Origin of the sequence: Bradyrhizobium jicamae (genome assembly GCF_018130695.1) — a bacterium.
Lineage (GTDB): Bacteria > Pseudomonadota > Alphaproteobacteria > Rhizobiales > Xanthobacteraceae > Bradyrhizobium > Bradyrhizobium jicamae_B.
Genome location: NZ_JAFCJX010000041.1, coordinates 17,830 through 35,395 on the forward strand (window position 1 = coordinate 17,830; position 17,566 = coordinate 35,395).

General features: G+C 65.0%; 20 protein-coding genes. 13 read left to right on the top strand and 7 right to left on the bottom strand.

Annotated features, from left to right (window positions below):
• Positions 1-115: 115 nt before the first annotated feature.
• Positions 116-373: a hypothetical protein gene (locus JQ604_RS37570; RefSeq protein ID WP_212365788.1), complete on the bottom strand. Its 258-nt coding sequence runs from the start codon at positions 371-373 to the stop codon at positions 116-118.
• Positions 374-641: 268 nt separating this feature from the next.
• Between JQ604_RS37570 and coaD the strand changes: the two genes are divergently transcribed.
• From coaD to JQ604_RS37590, 4 genes are read left to right on the top strand one after another with little or no spacing between them, the layout of a single operon-like run.
• Positions 642-1,139 carry a pantetheine-phosphate adenylyltransferase gene (gene coaD / locus JQ604_RS37575; RefSeq protein ID WP_212365789.1) on the top strand — a complete coding sequence of 166 codons (498 nt, stop codon included), beginning with the start codon at positions 642-644 and terminating at the stop codon, positions 1,137-1,139.
• A gap of 47 nt (positions 1,140-1,186) precedes the next feature.
• Entirely contained in the window at positions 1,187-1,729 is a 543-nt protein-coding gene (locus JQ604_RS37580) for a peptidylprolyl isomerase (RefSeq protein ID WP_212365790.1), read from the top strand.
• On the top strand, positions 1,729-2,166 hold the full coding sequence (locus tag JQ604_RS37585; RefSeq protein WP_433996325.1) for a hypothetical protein: 438 nt from the start codon (positions 1,729-1,731) through the stop codon (positions 2,164-2,166). The genes JQ604_RS37580 and JQ604_RS37585 overlap by 1 nt, the downstream gene beginning before the upstream one ends.
• The gene (locus tag JQ604_RS37590) at positions 2,142-2,603 is read left to right on the top strand and encodes a peptidylprolyl isomerase (RefSeq protein WP_212365791.1); all 462 of its coding nucleotides are present in this window, start codon (positions 2,142-2,144) and stop codon (positions 2,601-2,603) included. Before JQ604_RS37585 ends, JQ604_RS37590 begins: the two co-directional genes overlap by 25 nt.
• A gap of 79 nt (positions 2,604-2,682) precedes the next feature.
• Here JQ604_RS37590 and JQ604_RS37595 read toward each other — a convergent pair whose 3' ends face one another.
• Positions 2,683-3,162: an ester cyclase gene (locus tag JQ604_RS37595; RefSeq protein WP_212365792.1), complete on the bottom strand. Its 480-nt coding sequence runs from the start codon at positions 3,160-3,162 to the stop codon at positions 2,683-2,685.
• Between the two features lie 89 nt (positions 3,163-3,251).
• Between JQ604_RS37595 and JQ604_RS37600 the strand changes: the two genes are divergently transcribed.
• Together JQ604_RS37600 and queA are read left to right on the top strand one after the other, a co-directional pair.
• Entirely contained in the window at positions 3,252-4,169 is a 918-nt protein-coding gene (locus JQ604_RS37600; protein WP_212365793.1) for a LysR family transcriptional regulator, read from the top strand.
• 18 nt (positions 4,170-4,187) lie between these two features.
• Positions 4,188-5,264 carry a tRNA preQ1(34) S-adenosylmethionine ribosyltransferase-isomerase QueA gene (gene queA, locus JQ604_RS37605; RefSeq protein WP_212365794.1) on the top strand — a complete coding sequence of 359 codons (1,077 nt, stop codon included), beginning with the start codon at positions 4,188-4,190 and terminating at the stop codon, positions 5,262-5,264.
• Positions 5,265-5,406: 142 nt separating this feature from the next.
• On the opposite strand, the gene JQ604_RS37610 is transcribed toward queA, so the two are convergent.
• From JQ604_RS37610 to JQ604_RS37620, 3 genes are all read right to left on the bottom strand, one after another.
• Positions 5,407-6,444, bottom strand: a complete 1,038-nt coding sequence (locus tag JQ604_RS37610; RefSeq protein ID WP_212365795.1) for an aspartate-semialdehyde dehydrogenase — start codon at positions 6,442-6,444, stop codon at positions 5,407-5,409.
• A 234-nt stretch (positions 6,445-6,678) separates the two neighbouring features.
• Positions 6,679-7,305, bottom strand: a complete 627-nt coding sequence (locus tag JQ604_RS37615; protein ID WP_212365796.1) for a PepSY domain-containing protein — start codon at positions 7,303-7,305, stop codon at positions 6,679-6,681.
• Between the two features lie 252 nt (positions 7,306-7,557).
• On the bottom strand, positions 7,558-8,298 hold the full coding sequence (locus JQ604_RS37620) for a TetR/AcrR family transcriptional regulator (RefSeq protein WP_212365835.1): 741 nt from the start codon (positions 8,296-8,298) through the stop codon (positions 7,558-7,560).
• Positions 8,299-8,444: 146 nt separating this feature from the next.
• On the opposite strand from JQ604_RS37620, the gene tgt reads away from it, so the two are divergent.
• Positions 8,445-9,578 carry a tRNA guanosine(34) transglycosylase Tgt gene (gene tgt, locus JQ604_RS37625; protein WP_212365836.1) on the top strand — a complete coding sequence of 378 codons (1,134 nt, stop codon included), beginning with the start codon at positions 8,445-8,447 and terminating at the stop codon, positions 9,576-9,578.
• 13 nt (positions 9,579-9,591) lie between these two features.
• On the opposite strand, the gene JQ604_RS37630 is transcribed toward tgt, so the two are convergent.
• Positions 9,592-9,804: a hypothetical protein gene (locus JQ604_RS37630; protein WP_212365797.1), complete on the bottom strand. Its 213-nt coding sequence runs from the start codon at positions 9,802-9,804 to the stop codon at positions 9,592-9,594.
• Between the two features lie 277 nt (positions 9,805-10,081).
• Positions 10,082-10,366 (bottom strand): hypothetical protein, encoded by a 285-nt coding sequence (locus tag JQ604_RS37635; RefSeq protein WP_212365841.1) that lies wholly within the window; start codon positions 10,364-10,366, stop codon positions 10,082-10,084.
• A gap of 67 nt (positions 10,367-10,433) precedes the next feature.
• Between JQ604_RS37635 and JQ604_RS37640 the strand changes: the two genes are divergently transcribed.
• The 6 genes from JQ604_RS37640 (at position 10,434) to JQ604_RS37665 (ending at position 17,527) form a co-directional block, all read left to right on the top strand.
• Positions 10,434-10,835 carry a hypothetical protein gene (locus JQ604_RS37640; protein ID WP_249159243.1) on the top strand — a complete coding sequence of 134 codons (402 nt, stop codon included), beginning with the start codon at positions 10,434-10,436 and terminating at the stop codon, positions 10,833-10,835.
• Between the two features lie 2 nt (positions 10,836-10,837).
• Positions 10,838-11,923, top strand: coding sequence for a YihY/virulence factor BrkB family protein (locus tag JQ604_RS37645; protein WP_212365799.1), 1,086 nt, complete (start codon positions 10,838-10,840; stop codon positions 11,921-11,923).
• A gap of 271 nt (positions 11,924-12,194) precedes the next feature.
• Complete coding sequence (locus tag JQ604_RS37650; protein ID WP_212365837.1) at positions 12,195-15,296, top strand: DEAD/DEAH box helicase; 3,102 nt, start codon at positions 12,195-12,197, stop codon at positions 15,294-15,296.
• Position 15,297: 1 nt separating this feature from the next.
• Positions 15,298-16,203, top strand: coding sequence for a ribonuclease Z (gene rnz, locus JQ604_RS37655; RefSeq protein WP_212365800.1), 906 nt, complete (start codon positions 15,298-15,300; stop codon positions 16,201-16,203).
• 106 nt (positions 16,204-16,309) lie between these two features.
• The gene (gene cysK / locus JQ604_RS37660; protein ID WP_212365801.1) at positions 16,310-17,284 is read left to right on the top strand and encodes a cysteine synthase A; all 975 of its coding nucleotides are present in this window, start codon (positions 16,310-16,312) and stop codon (positions 17,282-17,284) included.
• Positions 17,285-17,287: 3 nt separating this feature from the next.
• Positions 17,288-17,527: a BrnA antitoxin family protein gene (locus JQ604_RS37665; RefSeq protein ID WP_212365802.1), complete on the top strand. Its 240-nt coding sequence runs from the start codon at positions 17,288-17,290 to the stop codon at positions 17,525-17,527.
• The last annotated feature ends 39 nt before the right edge of the window (positions 17,528-17,566 follow it).

The window sequence follows — 17,566 nt, forward strand, 5'->3', positions numbered from 1 at the left end:
GATGGCACCGCGCCCGCCGGGCCATTCCGGGGGGCGCGTATTAGACGATAGTCTGCGACGGGTCGTCGCAAATTACCATGGGGTCTTGTGTGACAGGGTGGGGAGAGGCCGGGGACTACGGGGTGCGGTCGGCGGTGACGAGGCGGGCCTCGCGGACCGTCGACTTGGAGCCGGCGGTGCGCAGGCAGGAGGCCTCGAAATTCGGCCAGGCCTGCTGCGAGCAGTCCTTGCCGACGACGCGGATGTCGAGGCGGTCGGCCTTGGCGAGCGGCTGCGGCGTAGAGGCCTCGACCTGCGGGGCAAAGCCGGGAAGAACGGTGAGGGCTGCGGCGATGAACGCGGCAACAGCGACGGCGGAAATGGCCTTGATCATGACGGTGTCCCCTTTGGTCGGGCCGCGCCCGGCCCGTCGTTTCGTTGTGCCCTGAGTACCGGGCGCAAGTTTCCGGGTGTCTTCGCCACATCGCGAAATGGTTTCGTCCCGGGCCGGTTTTGTTTCGTCCGCCAGCGGCCGACGAAACATTCGCCCGGTAGACGCCCGGCGGCCGGGACTGGTTCACTGGCCGAACTGAAATAAAATCCTGTCAGGTCCGGGAACCCGGCCGGCTTGCCGGGGCGAGCCGGGCGAGGTAGAGGGGGCGATGCCCCGTGTCGCGCTCTATCCAGGCTCCTTCGACCCCCTCACCAATGGCCACCTCGACGTGGTCAAGCAGGCCGCCGCCCTGTGCGACCGCCTGGTCGTGGCGGTGGCGATCCACCCCGGCAAGAAGACGCTGTTCTCGACCGAAGAGCGGTTCGAGATGCTGCAGGAGGTCTGCGGGCCGATCGTCGCGCAGGCCGGCTGCACGCTCGAATGCGCCACCTACGACAATCTGACCGTGACGGCAGCGCACAAGCTCGGCGCGACCATCATGATTCGCGGCCTGCGCGACGGCACCGATCTCGACTACGAGATGCAGCTTGCCGGCATGAACGGGGCGATGGCCCCTGACGTGCAGACCGTGTTCTTGCCGGCCTCGCCGCCGGTCCGCCCGATCACCGCCACACTGGTGCGCCAAATCGCCCAGATGGGCGGCGACTACTCGTCCTTCGTGCCCGCATCGGTCGCCGCTCGCCTCAAGACCAAATTCGCCGGCTGAGACCGGCCGCCCCTGACATCATCTCGACGTCCTGATCCGGAGTTTCCATGATCCGCATTCTCGCACTCGTCGCTGCGCTGTTCTGCATTGCGCCTGCGATCGCCCAGCCGCTGCCCGCCGGTCTCGACAAGGCCAACGCCATCGTCATCGACACCAACAAGGGCCGCATCGTCATCAAGCTGCGCACCGATCTGGCGCCCCAGCACGCCGAGCGGATCAAGCAGCTGGCGCGCGACGGCTACTACAACAACGTGCCGTTCCACCGCGTCATCGACGGCTTCATGGCGCAGACCGGCGACGGCAAGAATTTCAACGGCACCGGCGGCTCGAAATATCCGAACCTGAAGGCCGAATTCTCCGACGTGCCGTTCAAGCGCGGCATCGTCGGCATGGCGCGCGCCGGCGATCCCAATTCGGCGAACTCGCAGTTCTTCATCATGTACGCCGACGGCTCGTTCCTGAACGGCAAATACACCGTGGTCGGCGAGGTCGTGTCGGGCATGGATGTGGTCGACAAGATCAAGCGCGGCGAGCCGGTGGTCGATCCCGACAAGATGGTGAAGGTGCAGGTCGCCTCCGACGTCAAGTGATGATGCGGCGCTGCGGACCAGCAAGTTGGTTCGCGGTGCCGCTGACCCTTGTCGTCCTCGCGACATCAGCGCGCGCCGAGGGGGAGCGGCTCAACACCATCCGCGACGTCGTGGTGGCGATCCACAAATGCTTCCGTCCGCCGCCGCTGTCGAAGGCCAATCCGATCGACATCACCGCGATCGTCAGCTTCAACCGCGAGGGCGCGATCCTCGGCCATCCCAGGATCACCTATGAGACGGAACAGGCCAGCGACAATGACCGTTTGCAGTACCGCATCGCGGTGATGGAGGCATTGCAACGCTGCACGCCGTTGCCATTTACGGAAGCGCTGGGCGGCGCAGTCGCGGGCCGGCCCTTCGCAATTCCATTTCGAACCAGACTACGTGAACCCAAACCGCAGGAGAAGCGAGCATGGCTGTTACCGAAAATACTTTGATCCTCGAGACCACGCAGGGCCCCGTCACCATCGAGATGCGTCCGGACCTCGCGCCCGGTCACGTCGCCCGCATCAAGGAGCTGGTGCGTGACGGCTTCTACGACGGTATCGTGTTCCACCGCGTGATCGACGGCTTCATGGCGCAGACCGGCTGCCCGCAGGGCACCGGCATGGGCGGTTCCGGCAAGAAGCTGAAGGCCGAGTTCAACAAGGAGCCGCATGTCCGCGGCACCGCCTCGATGGCCCGCGCCGCCAATCCGGATTCCGGCGACAGCCAGTTCTTCATCTGCTTCGACGATGCCGCCTTCCTCAACGGCCAGTACACGGTCTGGGGCAAGGTCACCGAGGGCATGGAGAACGTCGACAAGATCAAGCGCGGCGAGCCCGTGCAGAACCCCGACAAGATCGTCAAGGCGAAGATGGCGGCGGACGCCTGAGGCCATCGCACAGTCGCGCTGAAGCCTGAACGGGGTGGCGGTTTTGAATCGCCACCCCGTTTTGATTCCGGCGCGCTCGTTAGTTCGTCGTCAGCTGACGAACGGCGCCGATCCAGTCCTCGATGTGATACGAGCGGACCATCTTGCCGTTCTCGATCGTGTGCACGTCGATCGACATCACCTTGAACGATTTGCCGCTATGCGGCGCGCCCATGAAGTCGCCGGCCGGCGTGCCCGCAGCTTCGCCGCGGATCGTCACCTGGTTGCCGGAGACCAGCACGTCCTTGATCTCCCATGTCAGGTCAGGAACGGATTTGAGGCGCTGTCCGATGCCGGCGATGACCTCGTCGCGCGTGTTGCAGAGATTGTTGCCGCGGCAGGACACCCAGTCGGTGGCCGTCGCCTGGCGGATCAGGTTGGCGCTATCGCCGGCGAATTCGGCGTTCAGGGCTTTGTAGAACGGCGCGACGCTGGCGCGCGCGGCCTCGGCGGTCATCTCGGCCCGGGCCGGGCAGGTGGCGAGGGCGATGGCGGCGGTGGCCGCAAGGCTCCATTTCATGGCGTTTCCCGTTCGCTGGTTTGTCGATGGCGTGGGCGGTGGTATGAACCGGCGGCAACTATCGATCCAATGAGTAATCATAGCCGATCATGAATGAAATCGATCTGCGCCGCTTCGATCTCAACCTGCTCGTCGTGTTCGACGTGCTGATGATCGAGCGCAACGTCACGCGCGCCGCCGAGCGGCTCGGCCGGACGCAATCGGCGATCAGTCATTCGTTGTCCAGACTGCGTAGCCAGTTCGGCGATCCCTTGCTGATCAAGGGCGGCGTGCGGATGCAGCCGACGGCATTTGCGCTCGACCTGATCGAGCAGGCGCGGCCGATGCTGAGCGGCATTCAGCGCGTGTTGTCGCCGACGCAGGCGTTCGACCCAAAGCGTTCGCAGCGCGTATTCCGCGTCGCGGCGCCGGACTTTGCGCTGACGCTGTTTGCCGAGTTGCTCAAGCGGGTGCGTTCCGAAGCACCGGCTGCGGCCGTCGAGTGGACCGCGCCGCGCGCGCCGACGCTGCTCGAGGTGGCCGAGGGCCAGATCGATATCGCGATCGTGCCGGCCGAGCTGCGCTGGCCGCCGAACGTCGCGGGCGAGCCGCTGGGCGCGCTCGGCTGGCGCTGCTTCGGCCGCCGCGATCACCCGGCTTTCGCCAAATGGGGACGGGCGAACTGGACGCGCTGGCCGCATCTCGTGGTCCGCGTCGGGGACAATCTCACGAGCCCGGTGAATGCGGCGTCGTCTGCGGCGGGATTGACCAGGACCATCGGTGGCTGGGTGCCGCACTTCTCTGCCATCGCGCCGATCCTCGCCAGTTCGGATCTGCTGGCGACACTGCCTGTGGCCGCCATGGCCAACGCGGTCGATGCCTACGACCTTCGCAGCGTCAAGGTCCCGTTCCCGATCGCCCCGCTGCCCCATGCGATGGTCTGGTGCAGCGGCCGCACCCGCGATCCCGGATTGACCTGGCTGCGCGACCGGCTACGCCCGGTCGCCAAACGCAATTTTGCCGCTTAGAAGAGGTCATCAACGAACATGCGTACCGACCTCTTCGATTTCGAGCTTCCCCCTGAACGGATCGCGCTGCGGCCTGCGAGCCCGCGCGAATCGGCGCGGCTGCTGGTGGTGCCCCATGATGGCGCGCTGCGCGATGCCACGATCGCTGATCTGCCGGACTGGCTGAAAGCTGGCGACCAGATCGTCGTCAACGATACCAAGGTGATCGCAGCGCAGCTGAAGGGCCGCCGGATCGGCCGCGAAACCGAGCCGAAGATCGAGGCGACCTTGATCAAGCGGCTCGACGGCTCGCGCTGGCAGGCGCTGGTGAAGCCGGCCAAGAAGCTTAGCCCCGGCGACACCATCCGCTTCGGCAATGAGGGCAGGGTTTGCCTGCTCGGCCATCTCGATGCCACCGTCGAGGCCAAGGGACAGGAGGGCGAGGTGACGCTGTCGTTCTCGTTCCACGGCCCGGCGCTCGATCAGGCGATATCAGATGTCGGCAGCCCGCCACTGCCGCCCTACATCGCCTCCAAGCGCACGCCCGACGACCAGGACGCGGCCGACTACCAGACCATGTTCGCAACGAACGAGGGCGCGGTGGCTGCGCCGACCGCCGGCCTGCATTTCACGCCGGCGCTGGAGGCTTCGCTGCGCGGCCGTGGCATCGACCTGCATCGGCTGACGCTGCATGTCGGCGCGGGAACGTTCCTGCCAGTGAAGGTGGAGGAAACGTCGGAGCACAAGATGCACGCGGAGTGGGGCTGCATCAGCGCAGAGACGGCGGCGGCGTTGAATGCCGCGCGGGCCAAAGGCGGACGGATCATCGCGATTGGCACGACATCGCTGCGGTTGCTCGAAAGTGCGGCGGCCGAAGACGGGACCATCCAGCCGTTTTCGGAGGAGACCTCGATCTTCATCACGCCCGGCTATCGCTTCCGTGCGGTGGATGTCCTGCTGACCAACTTCCATCTGCCGCGCTCGACGCTGTTCATGCTGGTCTCGGCGTTTTCCGGGCTCGAGACAATGAAGAACGCCTACGCGCATGCGATCGCGAGCGGCTATCGGTTCTATTCGTATGGCGATGCGTGCTTGTTGTTCAGGGCAGTGCCGTAGGGTGGGTTAGCGTCGCGGATGCGCGAGCGCATCCGTGAGGCGTAACCCACCGGCGGTTTCTCCCCGCACGATGCTACAGCTTGGATGGAAAAATGGTGGGTTACGGCTTCGCCTAACCCACCCTACAATTCCTCGTTTCCCGTTACGCCATCACGCGCTCGGGCAGCAGCTCGGCGATCTGCACCGCATTCAGCGCGGCACCCTTGAGCAGCTGATCCGCCGCGACGAAGATCGAGATCGAATGGCCGCTGGGGTCGCTGAGGTCCTTGCGGATGCGGCCGACCAGCACGTCGTCCTGGCCGGAGGCATCGATCGGCATCGGGAAGTAGTTCTTCGCGCGATCGTCGACGATCTTGACGCCGGGCGCCCGGGCCAGGATGGCGCGGACCTGGTCCTCGGTAATCGGCTTCTCGCATTCGAAGGTGATGGCCTCGCAATGGGCGCGCAGCACCGGCACGCGCACGCAGGTGACGCCGATCGCGATCTTCTCGTCCTCGAAGATCTTGCGGGTCTCCTTGATGACCTTGGTCTCCTCGTCGTTGTAGCCGGTCTCGGGATCGACGGCCGTGTTGTGGTTGAACAGATTGAAGGCGTAGGGGTGCGGCATCACCTTCGGCGTGAAGACCTGCCCGTTGAGATTGGCACGGGTCGATTCCACCAGCTCGTCCATCGCGGCCGCGCCGGCGCCGGAGGCGGCCTGGTAGGTCGAGATGATCACGCGCTTGATGCGGTTCTGCTGGTGGATCGGCCACAGCGGCACCAGTGCGGTGATCGCGGCGCAGTTCGGGTTGGCGATGATGCCCTTGTGGTCGCGGATGCGGTTCGCGTTGATCTCCGGGATCACCAGCGGCACGTTCGGGTCCATGCGGAAGGCCGAGGAGTTGTCGACCACGACGGCGCCGGACTTCACCGCGATCGGTGCAAACTTCTTCGAGATGCCGCTGCCGGCTGAGAACAGCGCGATGTCGACGCCTTCGAAGGCGCGCTCGGTGAGCTCCTCGATCACGATCGGTTGGTCGCGGAATTGCACGGTCTTGCCGGCGGAGCGGGCGCTCGCCAGCGCCTTCAGCTTGCCGACGCGGAAGCCGCGCTTGTCCATGGTGGCGATGAACTCGGCCCCCACGGCACCGGTGACGCCGACAATCGCGACGACGGGATCGTTACTCACTTTGTCCTCCATTCAGTTAAGCCAGGAATTCAGGCAACAAAAAAGCCCCGGACCTTCATCAGGCGGGGCTTCGGGTGAAGATGATGCGGTACGACCGACTACGCGCGCACGCCTCCCGAGGCCCCAGAGGGCTTGGTGGTTTTGGTGGTGCGTTTGGTGGTCGTGATCATGGCGCGGACTTATGCGGGAGAGTTTCGCTCCCGTCAACGGCTTTCAGCGCATATGCGCCAGACCCGGGGCCTTACGTCAGCGCCCCCGCGCGCCCGGCGGCTCGAGCACCACCTGCTTCAGATCGGCGCCGCTCAGCACGACGATCACGAAACTCAGCTTGCCGCGCTCGCGCGTCAGGCCGCCGCTGATCGCCTTGCCTGACGTGGTGTGTTCGGCCACTCGCACCGCATCGGACAGACGGTGCCGCAGCGCTTTCAGCACCACCAGATTGCTGCGGTCCTCGGCATCGAGCGTCGCCAAAGGGGAGGCGGCTTCGCTGTCCAGGACAGCGCCGGTTGCGGCATCGATCGCGTTGCGCCAGATGCGGTCGTGCTGGACCGTCTTGATCCGGTAGACCGGCGGCGCGGCTGCGCCGTCGAAGCTGACGTCCGCGGTGGTCGAGCCGGTATGCAGGCCTTCGGCAATGGCCATGGCGCGGGCGAGCGAGATCTGGGCCGCCCGGAAATTGTCGAGCTCGCGGCGGACGGCCTGCGCGTCAAGCCCGGCATCCTCATCCGTCGGGCTGTGCAGCGTCGCGGCCACCGTGCCCGAGATCGCATTTGCACCTGATGGCGCGGTGAAGGGCAGGGAGAGGAGCGCCGCCGCGAACAGCCGCGCTGCGAACCACCTCTGTCCTGGCTTCGATCGTTGTCGTGTCGTCATCATCGAATCCGTGCTTTCGCGTCAACAGCCCTCGAACTCACGACCACAGTACTTAGATAGGAGCGGCCGACTCTCACTACGAGGTCGGCCGCCGAGCCAAACGGGTTCAATAGTTCCGTGCTGGCGATCGAGACGACGCGGAACCGTTGGGACATCCGGTTCCGCGCCGCATCCATAACTAAACAATACGGTGTCGTTTAGTTTTAATCAAGGTCACAGGTATCACTGGTCCGTGACGGAACCTTGCCGCTGTCAGCGGGGAGATTTGCGCTTGCCTGCCGTCTTGGAGAATTGGGCGCGGTCTGGCGGCCCGAGCGCGCCGGCCACGAACAGCCGGATCGACACCTGCACCCGCTTCTCGGCGTCCTTGACGTCGATCGGGATCCCGAACGTCGCCATCCGGTGGGTGTGGCCGACCACCATGTTGAGGAAGGTCTCGGCGGCGATGGTCGTGTCCTCGAGATCGAGGGCGCCGCAGGCGACCAGATGATCGAAAAACTCCGCCGTCGTGGAGAGGGCCTTCGACCAGCCCTCATCGACGGCGAGCTTGGCGACTTCAGGGAAATTGATGGCCTGCGCGGTCAGGATTCGGCTGAAGGCGACGGCGTCGGCCTCGCAATGCAGCGACAGCAATTGGCGTCCGAGCTCGATCAGCCGTTGCTCCACCGACAGGTCCGACGATTTGTCGTCCTGCATGTCGCGCGCGGCTGCGGCCAATGGCGCGAGCCAGAGCGCGATTTGGCGCCTCAGCACGGCCGCGAACAGCCCGCGCTTGTCGCCGTACTGCGCATAGAGCGTCGGCTTGCTGATGCGTGCGGCTTCTGCGACGGCGTCGACCGAGGTCGCGTCGAAGCCGCGCTCCAGGAACAGGCGGGTGGCGACCTCGATGAGGCGCTGGTCGCGCGCGATCGCGGCGTCCCGGGTCGGCCGGCCGCCACGCGATTTCGCGACGGCGCGCTTTGCCGTCTTGGCCTTGGTCGCCGTCAATCCCATGCCCTTTGATCTCATTTTGGGCGTCTATAGCCTGTGCGGGCAGGATTCGTCGAATCGATGGGAACGCCGGGGCGCGGTTCGGGACCGGAAGCGGGTTGATCCGCTACCCCCGGCACGCAATAAGCAGCCCCATGACGCTTCCCAAGATGACGTTTCCCAATCATTTCGAGCTCCTGAAAGCCGATGGCGCGGCCCGCACCGGCCGCCTGACCACACCGCACGGCGTGGTGCGCACGCCGGCGTTCATGCCGGTCGGCACCGCCGGCGCCATGAAAGGCATGCACTGGCGCGAGGTCCGCGAGGCCGGCGCCGACATCGTGCTCGGCAACACCTATCACCTGATGCTGCGGCCGGGCGCCGAGCGGATCGCGGGCCTCGGCGGCCTGCAGCGCTTCACCGGCTGGGGCGGCCCGATGCTGACCGATTCCGGCGGCTTCCAGGTGATGTCGCTGTCGGAGCTGCGCAAGGTCACCGAGAAGGCCGTGACCTTCCGCTCCCATATCGACGGCACCAAGGTCGAGCTATCGCCGGAGCGTTCGATCGAGGTGCAGCGGCTGCTCGGCTCCGACATCGCGATGCAGATGGACGAATGCGTGCGGCTGCCGGCCGAGCGCGCCGATATCGAGCGGGCGATGCAGCTGTCGCTGCGCTGGGCCGAGCGCAGTAAGCGCGCCTTCGAGAGCGCGCCCGACGGCTACATGCTGTTCGGCATCGTGCAGGGCGGCGACATTCCGGCGCTGCGCCATGCCAGCGCGCAGGGGCTGACCGATATCGACTTCCACGGCTATGCGATCGGCGGCCTTGCGGTCGGCGAGCCGCAGGCGGTGATGCTTTCGATGATCGAGGAGAGCGCGCCGGCGCTGCCGGCCGATCGCGCGCGCTATCTGATGGGTGTCGGCACGCCCGAGGACATCCTGGAAGCCGTGGCGCGCGGCGTCGACATGTTCGACTGCGTGATGCCGACGCGGAACGGACGCCACGGCATGGCGTTCACCCGGTTCGGCCAGATCAATCTGCGCAACGCCCGCCATATTGACGACCCGCGTCCGCTCGACGAGGAAAGCCCGTGGCCTGCGGCACGCAGCTATTCACGCGCCTATCTGCATCACCTCGTGCGCTCCGGCGAGACGCTCGGCGCGATGCTGCTGTCGGAGATCAACATCGCCTATTACCAGGAGCTGATGCAGGGCATCCGCGAGGCGATCGCCGCGGGCACTTTCGAGGACTTCAAAATGAAAACGCGCGCCTTGTGGGCGCGCGGTGACATTGCTCAGAGGTGAGCGTGATCAAAACTCAGTTACAGGCGAACCTCTTCACCGAGTGCTTTGTTACGAAGCCGTAACCGCAGGTGTCGCAGGTCCAGAGATAGCTGATCACGTGATCGTTGAGATAGGCGGAGGCTTCTGCCGCCACCATGGAATCCGCACACACCGGGCAGGCGGGGAGATCGCAGCCACGCGGATCGGGCCGGGACGCGACGGACAGGACTTCAGCAACTGCTGGCATCGTGGCCTCCTTGCGTTCTGAACCTCAGATGCAACACGCAAGAAGATATAACGGCATTATTTGACCATGTCGCAACACAAATGCGTAGGTTTGATGCAATTTATTTGGGTTCGACGGTTTTTGCGCGAGAATTTCCTGTTTTTGTTCGCTGTATCCATTTCGTCGCGATGCACAAAATTGTGTGCGTTGCGATAACGCATTTTGCGCGAGGCAATCGTGACGTCGCTCGCGTTGTGACGTTCGATACGGGAGCCACGCTGACCCATGGTGATGATGGTCATCTCGTTCGGGGCATCTCGAATTGTGTGTCGCAGAGATAACGAACGATATTGCGTTCATCGTCCTCGTCGAGCGCGCCGACATCGATCAGAAGAGCACGGCTAGCGAAAAGAGACGCGATCCAAACAACGATACGGAGACGCTGGAGATCGCCGCTCAGCTTCCAGCGGGATTGCGAGCCTGGTCGAACCATCAAAGGAACGCCGCTCGATTTGTCGGGTTGACGAGCATTGCTGACCGAGGATCGAGCCATGCGCCCGCTAACCCAACGATCGACGCTCACCCTTGCGATGCATTCCTATGCGCGCGACGTGCGAGGCTGGATTACCGGGCGAGTCACGAGCTACCTCGTGGCATACGGAGCTATCGCCGCGGGCGCGATCTCGCTCCTCGTTGCCATCGGTTTCGGTATTGGCGCCGTGTTCTATCTGATCGAGATGCATTACGGCGCGAGGGCCGCATTCGCTGGGACCGGCGGATTCTTTCTGGCGCTCGGCCTGATCGGCCTGGTGTCAGGGCGCGTGATGCTGAGCAGGTCCGCGCCCCCGGTGCCGCGGCCCCGACGCCAGATGGAGATGGTGAAGCGCGCGATTGCGGCCCCTGTCGCGACGCGTCTGATCCTGGGCTCGTCGGCATCGGGCGCAGCCAGGGTCGACCCCGTGACGCAATCGCTGGCCGCAGCTGCTGCCGTGCTGCTCGTCGGCTGGGTTGTGGCCGCGCGCTTCAAGCGGCGGCCGAGAGACGAGGACTGACCATGACTCCGCGGTCCAACTGGCAGACCGATCTGGCGCTGGTGGGCGCAACCATGCTGGCGACGATCGCGGTGTACCGTCATGTGTCGCAGCAGCCCGAAGGCGCTACGACCGGCGAAGGCATTTCCGCCGTGCGGGCCGCCACACCCGGCCACGGACGATTGGCGCGTGGCCCGTTGCAAATTCCGCTGGCAGGTTGGAAGGACATCCTGCTGCGCACTTACCAGCAGATCAATGAGGACCGGTTGCTGGCGACAGCGGCAGGCGTCGTGTTCTACGGATTGCTGGCGATCTTTCCCGCCATCACGGCCCTGGTGTCGAGCTATGGCCTGTTCGCCGATCCGTCGACGATCACGTCCAATCTGCAAAGCCTGGCGTTGATGCTGCCGGAGGGGTCGTTCAGTATCGTGCAGGATCAGATTGCCCGCGTGCTGTCGAGGGGAACCTCGACCTTGGGGCTAGCCTTCATCCTGGGCCTGCTGGTCGCGATCTGGAGCGCCAATGCCGGCATGAAGGCAATCATCGATGCCCTGAATGTCGTCTATGAGGAAGAAGAGAAGCGCGGCTTCTTCAAGCTGAATTTGGTGTCGCTGTGCTTCACCGTCGCGGCGCTGGCCGGCATCCTGGTGATGGCCGGTGCGGTCGTCGTGGCGCCGCTCCTGTTGCAGCGGCTTGGCCTCGGCACGCGCGGGGAGATGATCATCAGCTTCGGGCGATGGCCCGTGCTGGCGGTGCTGCTGTTGATCGCGCTTGCGGTGCTCTACCGCTACGGCCCGAGCCGGGCGACGCCGCGCTGGCAATGGCTCAGCGTCGGCGCAGTCGTCGCGGCGGTGCTGTGGCTTGCGGGATCATCGCTGCTGTCCTGGTATCTCTCGAACTTCGGCGACTACAACGCGACCTATGGCTCGCTCGGCGCCGTCATCGGCCTGATGACCTGGATGTGGATGTCCGCCATCATCGTGCTGTGCGGGGCGGAACTGAATTCCGAGATCGAGCACCAGACCGTGATCGATTCGACCGAAGGCGGGCAGAAACCGCTCGGGGCCCGCGGCGCCACCATGGCCGATACGGTCGGCGAGGCGAAATAGCAGGCCAGCGTGGCCTCTGTGCAAATCTCGGGACATCGACGCCGAAGCGTGCATCCGCGACGCAAATGGCCTAAGAAGCCAAATCTTTGATTGGGTTGCCAGGTCGATCTCGCCTCGATCCAAATGATACCCGCGCTGCGCTCCAAACGGGGCGCGGAGCAAGAACGGATTCGACGTGAGACATTCCAGTAGAGCAGGCGCGGCCAGCAAGGCCAAGAAGCGGACCGCGACGTCAGGCCGGAGCGCGGTGTCTTCTTCAGCGCCGCTCGGCATGGTGGCGCTGCATTTGCTCGCACAATGGAAGAAATCGGGACGGAACGGCCTCGTCTTCCTGGCAGAGAACGAGAACCGAGCCGAACGGCTCGGTGCGATCATGCATGCGCTCGACCCGTCATGCGGCGTGCAGGTCTTTCCAAGGCTGAATACCCTGCCGTTCGATCAGCTGGAGCCGTCGCGGGAGATCGCCGGACGACGAAGCGCGGTGCTGCACCGTCTCGCCAAATCCAGCAGGACGCTGCTGGTCGCGACCGCAGAGGCCGTGATGGAGCGGCTGCCGCCGCCGGCAAGTTGGGCGCGTCTGAGCATGTCGCTCAAGCCAGGCGCCTCGTTCGGAGAGCGCGAGCTCCGCACGCAACTCGAAGGCCTGGGCTACGAGGAGGACGACGAGCCGGACTATCCCGGCGGCGTGCTGTTTCACGGCCAGACATTCGAGATATTCCCAGCAGGCGCGCTTGGCCCGTTTCGGATCGAGCACTCGGGCCGGGCCATACGCCGGATTGCGGCATTCGATCCGGTGAAGCAGGACGTGCTGTTCGAGACCAGGGAATTGGTCATCGATCCGATGTCGGAGCGGCTTGCGTTTGCGAACAAGCGTGGCAAACGCGCGACCATTTTTGACTATTGCGGGCAAGCCAAGTGGATCGCGGATGCCGGTGTTCCCACGCATGCCGGCAACTGGCTCAGCACCATTGAGGAAGCTGCAGGCGCCAGGGAGAGGGAGCGCGATTATCTCGCCCGGCGGGAATGGAAGCAGGCCACCCGGCGCATGAGCCTGTTGCCGCAGAAGGCGGCGTTCCGCCCGACGCCGGACTTCTCGCAGGCGATGTCGCCACGGAAAATTCTCCGTGCCTTCGTCGACGACGTGAAGAAGGCCGGCTCGCGGCTCGCCTTCGTCGCCGCGGTCGAGGACGATCTGCGCGCGATGGAGCGGATGAGCGGGGTCAAGGCAGAACGTCTCGACGACTGGACGGAATTGGCGGCGGGAAAAGACCGGATCGCCGCGCTGTTGGCTGATTTCGATGCCGGCTTTGTCATCCCCGATCGCAAGCCTGTTGCTGTCGTGACGGCGTCCGATGTGCTCGGCAGCAGGGCGCATCATCCGCAACCGCTGGCGCGCGCCTGGAGCGCAGCGTTCGACCATCCTGACGTGCCCGAGCAGGGCACGGTGGTCGTTCATCTGCAGCGCGGGCTGGCCGTGCTCGGCGGTCTGCAAACCGTGGCGATGGGAGGCGGCTCGTCGCGGGACATGATCAGGCTGGTGTTCGCTGGTGAGAACGCCGTCCTCGTTCCTCCGTCCGATCTGTCGATGATCTGGCCCTATGCTGCGGAGCGCGGCCACCTCGCTCTCGACAGACCGGACGGCAGCACGTGGTGGGCGCGACGGACGGCGGCGGAGCAGGAAATCCAGATCGCCGGCAAGCAGCTCGCGCAGCACATCAGCCAGCGCCGCCGCAGAAAGGCCCCCAAGCTGGTCGCTCCGGGCCCGGCCTATGAGCGGTTCGTCGCCCGCTTCCCCTATTTCACGACGGTCGATCAGGCGAAGGCCATTCGCGATGTGCTCGATGACCTCGCGTCAGGCCATCCCATGGATCGGGTGGTTTGCGGCGACGTCGGCTTTGGCAAGACCGAGGTCGCCTTGAGAGCAGCCGCGGCCGTCGTGCTGTCCGGCAAGCAGGTCGCGATCGCGGTGCCGACCACCGTGCTGGCAAGGCAGCACGTTGCGACCTTCCGCAAGCGTTTCGCGCCCTTCGACATCGAGGTCGGACTGTTGTCGCGCGGCGCGTCGGCCGCGGAGATCAGGGGAGCCAGGGAAGGGCTCAAGAGCGGAAAGCTGAAGATCGTGATCGGGACGCAGGCGCTGGCGTCCAAGGATGTGAGATTTGCCAACCTCGGGCTGGTCGTGGTCGACGAGGAGCAGCATTTCGGTGCGGCCGAGAAGGCGAAGCTGTCCCAGCTGGGGAAGGGCCTGCATACGCTGTGGATGAGCGCCACGCCGATTCCGCGAACGCTTGCGGCAGGCCTCGCAGGGTTCAGGGATCTCAGCGTCATCGGCTCGCCGCCCGTTCACCGGCTTCCGGTCGCGACCCGGATCGCGCCGCTATCGGATGCGGCCATTGTCGCGGCCCTGCTCCGCGAGCAGAGGCGTCACGGCCAAAGCTTCCTGATCTGCCCACGCATTCAGGATCTCGAGCCGATGCTGGCACGCGTGCAGGCGATGGCACCCGACCTGCGCATTGTCTCGCTCCATGGCAAATTGCCTGACGACGAGATCGACGACCGGATGATGACGTTCGTCGAAGGCAACGCCGACGTCCTGCTGGCCACCAACATCGTCGAGAGCGGGCTCGATATCCCGCGTGCCAATACGATCGTGATCTGCTGGCCCGAAAAGTTCGGCCTGGCGCAGCTGCACCAGCTCAGAGGACGGGTCGGCCGCGGCGGCACGCGGGCATTTGCGTATCTGCTGACGGATACGGACTCGCACAAATCCGAGAAGCGGCTCGCGGTGCTCGAGGAGTTCTCCAGACCGGGCGCGGGCTTTGCCATCAGCGCCCGCGATCTCGATCTCAGGGGCGCGGGGGATCTGTTTTCGGAGCGGCAGTCAGGCCACGTCCAGGTGTTCGGACCGGTGCTCTATAGCCATTTGCTGAAAATGGCGTCGGAGAAGGCCAGCGGGCGAGGTGCCGAACTCTGGGTGCCCGACCTGAACTTGCCGCTGGCCGACATGGTCCCTGCAAGCTATGTGCAGTCGGGGCCGGTCCGGCTTGAGATCTACGGCCGTGTCGCCAGATGCGGCGACGCGGACGAGCTGGATGATCTCGAAGAGGAGACGTCCCGTCGTTTCGGTCCATTGCCACAGGACGCCCGCGATTTCTTTGCCGCGGCCCGGCTCCGGATCGAGTGCAGGCAGCGCGGCATCGTCAGGTTCGATGTTGGACCGGAAGGCGTCGCCGCCACGTTCCTGCCGGGACGCCTGCGCAAGTCCAGAGGGCGCGCATTGCAACGCGACGGCGATCGTGTCGTTCTTCCCAACAGGAAACACGAAGGGGTGTTTGAGAAGGTCGAAGCGTTTTTCGACCTGCTGGACGATTGAAATGTTCGCGCTGACCTTCCTCGGCACCTCGGCAAGCGTTCCCTCCGCCGAACGCAACCACCCAGCCCTGCTCGTGGAAGCGGGAAGCCAGCGCATCCTGATCGATTGCGGCGAGGGGACCCAGCGCCAGCTGCTGCGCAGCGGTGCCGGCTTCCGGCGGCTCGATCGCATCCTGTTGACCCATGGTCATCTCGACCACGTGCTCGGGATACCCGGCCTGTTCTCAACCCTGCGGTTGCGGCAGAGCGATGAGGCGATGACCATTCATGGCGGTGCCGGGACGCTCGATGTGGTTGCGCGGATGCTGGCGGGATTCTGGGGCGAGGGACGGGCGCCGATCCCGGTGAACTTCGTCCCCTTGCGTGAGGGATGCATCTTCGACGCGGACGAGTTCGCGATCGACTGCTTTCCGGTCCGTCATCGCGACACCGACAGTTTTGGCTTCTGCTTTCGCAGCCCCGCGCGCCGTCACCTGCAAGCTGACCGTCTTGCGGCGCTCGGCGTTCCCGACGGTCCCTTGCGTGGTGCGCTGGCTGGCGGACAACCGGTCGTTCTGGAGGACGGTACGACTGTTGATCCCGAGGATGTTCTCGGGCCACAGAGCGGCGGCAAGACGCTTGTCGTCGTCGGCGACGCGGAAAGCGTCGACGATATCGCACCGCATGTCGCCGACGCCGACCTGCTGGTGATCGAGGCGACATTTCTGGATCGGGATGCTGCCACCGCGCGCGACTACGGACATCTGACAGCTGCGGAAGCGGCGCGGCTTGCGGCAACTGCTAACGTCGAGCAGCTCGTGCTGGCGCATTTGTCCGGCCGCTATACGGATGAAGAGGTATTGGCCGAGGCCGCCAGGACGTTCCCCAATACGAAGATTGCCGCCGACTTCGACCGCGTTGTCATTTAGAGGAATTTCGTCCCTGAATGAAACGGAATATGGGTGGTTTCGCCCCTTGCGCCTGACGCTGTGCTGCTTCAGTGTTCCCGCAAAAGTCTGCCACGGGAGTTTTCGCATGGACGCATCCTCGACAAATCGCGCAACGCAACCGGGACGTGGACGCGTCTACGACTCCATCGTCGATGCCATTGGTGACACACCAATCGTGCGGCTGCGCAAGTTGCCGCAGGCGAATGGCGTCAACGCCACGATTCTCGCGAAGCTCGAATATTTCAATCCGGCGGCGAGCGTGAAGGATCGCATCGGCGCGGCCATGATCGTGGCGATGGAGAAGGCCGGCATCATCAACGCCGACACCGTGCTGATCGAGCCGACCTCGGGCAATACCGGCATCGCGCTCGCCTATGTCGCGGCCTCGCGCGGCTACCGGTTGAAACTGGTGATGCCGGAATCGATGTCGATCGAGCGGCGGCGGATGCTGGCCTTTCTCGGCGCCGAGATCGTGCTGACGCCGGCGGCGCAGGGCATGAAGGGCTCGATCGCGACCGCCGAGGAATTGGTGCGGACCACGCCGAACGCTGTCATGCCGCAGCAGTTCAAGAACCTCGCCAATCCCGAAATCCATCGCCGCACCACCGCCGAGGAAATCTGGAACGACACCGGCGGCAATATCGACTACTTCGTCGCCGGCGTCGGCACCGGCGGCACCATCACCGGCGTTGGCCAGGTGCTGAAGCCGCGCAAGCCCGGCCTCAAGGTGGTCGCGGTCGAGCCGGAGGAAAGCCCGGTGCTGTCAGGCGGCCAGCACACGCCGCACAAGATCCAGGGCATCGGTGCCGGCTTCATTCCTGACATCCTCGACCGTGGCGTGATCGACGAGATCGTCAAGATCAACAGTGCGACCGCGCTCGAGACGTCGCGGGCGTTGGCGCGCAACGAGGGCATTCCCGGCGGCATCTCCTCGGGCGCCGCGATTGCGGCGGCGCTTGCGATCGGCAGGCGGCCGGAGGCGGCCGGCAAGACCATTCTGGCGATTGTGCCGTCGTTCTCCGAGCGCTACCTCTCGACCGTGCTGTTTGAAGGAATCTGAGACATGGCGGACCAACCGAGGCGTCCCCGCACATTGGGCGATGCGCGCACCGAAGCGGAGGCCGCCTTCAAGCGCGCCACCGCCAAGGTCGCGGAAGCGCCGCCGAAGCAGAACGTCATTCCCGGCATCAAGGAGCAGGTCACGCTGCGGATCGACCAGGATGTGCTGGCGTATTTTCAGGACGGCGGTCCCGGCTGGCAGGACCGCATCAACGACGCCCTGCGCAAGGCCGCCGGCAAGTAGCCTCATACGCTCTCAAGACGAAAAGCCCGGCCATCGGCC